Source organism: Sphingopyxis sp., assembly GCF_035565275.1.
Lineage (GTDB): Bacteria > Pseudomonadota > Alphaproteobacteria > Sphingomonadales > Sphingomonadaceae > Sphingopyxis.
In genome coordinates this window covers 1-3,469 of sequence record NZ_DATMST010000082.1, presented here as the reverse complement: position 1 = coordinate 3,469, position 3,469 = coordinate 1, and the positions used below count along the sequence as shown (strand labels likewise).

Below are 3,469 nucleotides of genomic sequence, written 5' to 3'. Positions count from 1 at the left end.
CCCCGCGAAGTCGGGCTTGCCGGGCAGCGACGGGCTGCCCTGCAGCGCATAGCCCGCAAGGCCGAGCAGGATTGCCGCCGCCGCGAGCGGCCGCGCAGCTGCGGGCAATTTGCCAAGCCCCATGATACCGCCGATCGTCACCGCAGCCGCCAGCATGATCCAGAACCAGATCATGCCGCATCCTCCCCGTCGCTCTCGCCGCGCCGGAACCTGCCGAACGCCAGCCATCCGCCAAGCGCGAGAAAAAGCAGCGGCCCGAGCCACAGCAGGGCGGTCGCCCCATCGAACGGCGGGTCGTAGCTCACCCAATTGCCATAACGCGCGACGAGCCACGCCTTGATGGCATCGGGGCTCTCGCCGGCGGCGATCTTGCTCCGCACCTCGTGCCGCATGTCGCCCGCGAGCGGCGCATCGCTGTCGGCAATCGACTGCCCCTGACAGACGAGACAGCGCAGTTCCTCCATCAGCGCTTTCGCGCGGGCCTCCTGCGCCGGGTCTCGCAGCTGCTGATAGGCATAGGGCGCGGGCGGCAGCCGGTCCTGCGCCGCCAGCGGCAGCGCGAGCGCGCCGAGCAGGCAGAGAAGGATCAGCCGCAGCGTCATTTCATCGCCTCCAGCTTCGCGACGATCTCCGGCACCTGATCGGCGAGGATCACGCCCTGGATCTGCTCGCGAATGATCCCCTTGCCATCGATCAGGAAGGTTTCGGGTACGCCCGACGATCCGAGCGCGATCTGGACGCTGCTCTGCATGTCCGATCCGATGCGATCGAAGGGATTGCCATATTCCTTGAGGAACATCGCGACATCCTCGGGCCGGTCGCGGATCGCGATGCCGTCGATCGGCACGCCCGCCGCCTTCAGCGCCTCGAGCTGCGGTGCCTCGGCGCGGCACGGGATGCACCAGCTCGCGAACACATTGACCAGCCGCGGCCGGCCGTCGGCAAGCTGTCCGCTCTTCAATCCTTCGACGCCTGCGGTCGCCGGCGGCAGGTCGAACAGCGGCATCGGCTTGTCGATCCACTGCGACTGGATCAGCGTCTCCGCGGGCGTCACCAGCCGGTAGACAAAGGCACCGAACAGCAATCCCATGATCGCAAGCGGTACGAAAAGGACCCATCGGTTCTTCATGGCGCAAAACGTTCCCCGGACTTGCGCGCGCGACGCGCGCGCCAGATGGCCAGCAATTGGGCGCGGCCGAGCAGCGAGAGCGTGGCGCCGATCGCGATCAGCGCGCCGCCGAGCCAGATCCACCACACCAGCGGCTTCCACCACAGGCGGATCTGGTAGCGGTCGGCGCTGCCGTCGTCGCTCGTTACCGGCTGGCCGAGCACCGCATAAAGCTGCCCGCCCGGACGCGTCAGCAGCGCCGCTTCGTTGGTTTCGGTTGGCGCGGTGCCCATCAGGCCGGGGAAGGTGCGCGCCTCGGGCTTCATCGTAAAGCTGCTGCCCGACGATGTCGTCGCGACCAGCGTGCCCTCGATCGCGGTATAGTTCGGCCCCGCCACCGGTTTGACCCCGGCGAACTTCACCGAAAAATCGCCGATCCTCATCACCTCGCCCGGCGCGGCGGCGACCAGCCGTTCCTTGATGAAGGCGCTTTCGGCGCCCATCCCGGCAAGGCACACCGCGACGCCGAAATGCGCAACGACCATGCCCCACGTCGGCAGCGGCGTGCGGCGAAGGTTGCGGCCCCAGAGCGGCGCAAGGCTCGCGACCGCGACGATGCCCGCGACGGTCATGCCGAGCAGCGGCAACAGGCCGACCTTGCCGCCGAAAAGGATCAGCGCGAACAGCACCGCCGCGCCGGCAAAGATCGCCGCCGGCAGCCGCGACCACAGCCGCTTCCCGTCGTCCTTGCGCCAGCTCAGCAGCGGCCCCGCGACCATGACAAGGCAGAGGACCAGCGCGAGCGGGCCCGCGACCTTGTTGTAATAGGGCGGCCCGACCGAAATCTTCTCGCCCATCGCCTCGGCGACGATCGGGTAGAGCGTGCCGAGCAGCACGAGCGCGAGGATCGTCGTAAGCAGCAGATTGTTGATCACCAGCGATCCCTCGCGGCTGAGCAGCGCGAATTTCTTGCCCTCGGCGACGCTTCCCGCGCGCAACGCGAACAGGGTCAGCGCGCCACCGATATAAATCGCCATCAACGCGAGCAGGAAGGTGCCGCGCTCGGGATCGACCGCAAAACTGTGAACGCTCGTGAGCAGCCCCGACCGCACGATGAAGGTGCCAACCATCGACATCGAAAAGCCGATCACCGCGAGCATCACCGTCCAGGCGCGCAGGGCATTGCGCGTCGCGGTCACCGCCACCGAATGGAGCAGCGCCGCGCCCGCAAGCCAGGGGACAAGCGACACATTTTCGACCGGGTCCCAGAACCACCAGCCACCCCAGCCGAGCTCGTAATAGGCCCAGTAGCTGCCCGCGGTGATGCCCAGCGTCAGGAATATCCAGCTCCCGAGCACCCACGGCCGCATCGCGCGCGCGAACGCCGGACCGATCTCGCGCGTGATCAGCGCGCCCACGGCAAAGCTGAACGCGACCGACAGGCCGACATAGCCGACGTAAAGCGTCGGCGGGTGGAAGGCGAGCCCGATGTCCTGGAGCAGCGGGTTGAGCCCCTGCCCGTCGGGCGGGGAAACGGGCAATCGCTTGAACGGGTTCGACGAAAAGAGCAGAAAGGCAAAGAAACCAAGGCTCAGCGCCGCCTGCGCCGCCAAGGTCGCAACCAGCGTATCCTCGCGCAGGCGCCGCTCGAAAATCGCGATCAGCCCGCCCGACAGCGACAGGATCATCAGCCACAGCAGCATCGACCCTTCGTGGTTGCCCCACGTCCCCGCGACCTTGAAGATCATCGGTTTCAGGCTGTTACTGTTGCGCGCGACGAGTTCGACCGACATGTCCGACCGCACGAAAAGCGCAATCAGCAGGCCGAAAGCGACCGTCGTCAGCACGCCCTGCGCCACGCTTGCGGGCCGGACGAGCGCGGCCAGATCCTTCTGTCCGCCGCGCAGGAACAGCGTCCCCGCGACCAGCGACAGGCAGGCGAGCGCCGCCGCCATCCAGAGCAGCGCGAGACCGAGTTCGGCGATCATGTCGCTGCCGGCGCCTTCATATTCTTCGGCATATCGCCCATCTGCGGCGGCATATAGCGCTCGTCATGCTTGGCAAGGATACGGTCGGCGACGAAAGTCCCGTCGGCGCGCATCCGCCCGTCTGCGACCATGCCGCTCTCCTCGCCGAACAGGTCGGGGACGATACCCTTATACTCGACCGGCACCGACGCCTTGCCGTCGGTCGCGACGAAGCGGATCGTCAGCCCGTCGCTTTGCCGCTTGATGCTGCCTTTCGCGACCATGCCGCCCAGCCGCATCACTTCGCCGACTGCGGCCGCGCCGCCGGCGATCTCGACCGGCGTACGGAAATAGGCGGCCTCGTCGCGCAGCGCGCTCGCGGCGAGCACGCCCG

At 67.5% G+C, this 3,469-nt stretch carries 4 protein-coding genes; all 4 read right to left on the bottom strand.

Features of this window, described 5'->3' with window-relative positions; all coding sequences use genetic code 11:
* Window positions 1-170: 170 nt before the first annotated feature.
* Complete coding sequence (locus tag VN047_RS06350) at window positions 171-602, bottom strand: cytochrome c-type biogenesis protein (protein ID WP_325541186.1); 432 nt, start codon at window positions 600-602, stop codon at window positions 171-173.
* Window positions 599-1,129, bottom strand: a complete 531-nt coding sequence (locus VN047_RS06345; protein ID WP_325541184.1) for a DsbE family thiol:disulfide interchange protein — start codon at window positions 1,127-1,129, stop codon at window positions 599-601. The genes VN047_RS06350 and VN047_RS06345 overlap by 4 nt, the downstream gene beginning before the upstream one ends.
* Entirely contained in the window at window positions 1,126-3,096 is a 1,971-nt protein-coding gene (locus tag VN047_RS06340; protein WP_325541182.1) for a heme lyase CcmF/NrfE family subunit, read from the bottom strand. Before VN047_RS06340 ends, VN047_RS06345 begins: the two co-directional genes overlap by 4 nt.
* A partial coding sequence (gene ccmE / locus VN047_RS06335; RefSeq protein ID WP_325541180.1) for a cytochrome c maturation protein CcmE occupies window positions 3,093-3,469 on the bottom strand: 377 nt, incomplete at its 5' end. The genes VN047_RS06340 and ccmE, both read right to left, overlap by 4 nt.